The sequence below is a fragment of the Vibrio sp. Vb1026 genome, from assembly GCF_033338745.1.
In the GTDB taxonomy this organism is placed as follows: Bacteria; Pseudomonadota; Gammaproteobacteria; order Enterobacterales; family Vibrionaceae; genus Vibrio; species Vibrio alginolyticus.
The window spans coordinates 1-1,171 of record NZ_JAWOTH010000148.1 but is presented as its reverse complement, the minus strand read 5'-3'; the positions used below and the strand labels follow the sequence as shown (position 1 = coordinate 1,171).

The 1,171-nt window shown below is 42.4% G+C and carries 1 protein-coding gene and 2 pseudogenes; all 3 read right to left on the bottom strand.

The genetic code is table 11. The features are described from left to right. Positions 1-393, bottom strand: a pseudogene (locus tag R7E47_RS24875) (hypothetical protein); the annotation flags it as partial. Positions 394-397: 4 nt separating this feature from the next. Next, positions 398-889 (bottom strand): hypothetical protein, encoded by a 492-nt coding sequence (locus R7E47_RS24870; protein ID WP_015297455.1) that lies wholly within the window; start codon positions 887-889, stop codon positions 398-400. A 120-nt stretch (positions 890-1,009) separates the two neighbouring features. Beyond that, positions 1,010-1,171, bottom strand: a pseudogene (locus R7E47_RS24865) (NAD(+) diphosphatase); the annotation flags it as partial.

Below are 1,171 nucleotides of genomic sequence, written 5' to 3'. Positions count from 1 at the left end.
AAGCTGACCATAATTTTCCACACATCCCTCTATCGCATATTGAATACATGGTTGTGCTGCAGGCACCAGCTCTTTCGAGAACTGCTGAGTAAAACTCTTAGATTGAGAAAGAAACGGGTAAGATAGGATTAACTGCTGACCCAGACCAATCGCATCATCTTTTGCTCCAGATGCAACATAGTGTTCAAACGCTCCCAACGCCGCATTTTGAACTAGGCTTTCCCACTCGCTATTACGTTGAGATGGACGAATATCTTCCGCATGCTCTAATAGCTCATTCCAATTTTTAGAGCCGTTCAATGCCTTTAAGTCGTCCATGGTGTAACGAGCTTCTTCACCGACCACGGCAAAGCTGACGGACACCATGAATAACGACAATAACGTTTTCTTCATCGTTTTAGTTCCATGCCTGCTTAAGGTACTTCAACGTTGAAGAGTCGTAAGCCGCATTTGGATTCAGGGCAACTTTGAGTACGCTACCACCTTCATCTAACGCGAAACCTGCTTTTTTCGCATTCACTGAATCTTGACCTACGAATTGGATTTTTTGAACTTTTTGAAACTCTTCTTTATACAAAGCTGCGTGCTCAGTTGTCGTGCACAACTTCACCATATCATCATAGATGTAGTTAATAAGGCCACCTAACCAACCTGTGGTTTTTACTTTATCAAGTCGAGCTTCAGAAAAATCATAATTATCCCACTGAGCCCAATCGATATTGGTTTCTAGTACTTCATTACCACAAGCCTGCTGCACCTTGGTTACATTTTCTGTCATGGTATTTTCTGTCAACATGCGCTTCGCTTTTACTTCGATACTTGCATTTGCCGACATGCTTACCATTGTGCACGATACTAATCCTAGCCATAACGCTGATTTCAACTTCATTCGGTATACTCCATTATTTATAAACCCATCAATACAGAACGTCATACCAAGCTAGTCTAGCAACAGTGATGTCTCAAAAATGATTAATTTTTAACCTTTACTTCCTTTACGATCAGCATCTCAGTCTGAAAGAATATCACTAACGGTCTGCTCAATTAGCGCCCTTGCAATAGTGCCTGTTGGTGCCACTGGTGGCATTTCTTTCACACCGAACCATTGTGCATCGGATAACTCCGTATAATCCGGATTGAGCTCACCTGAATCATAACCGGCGAGGAACGC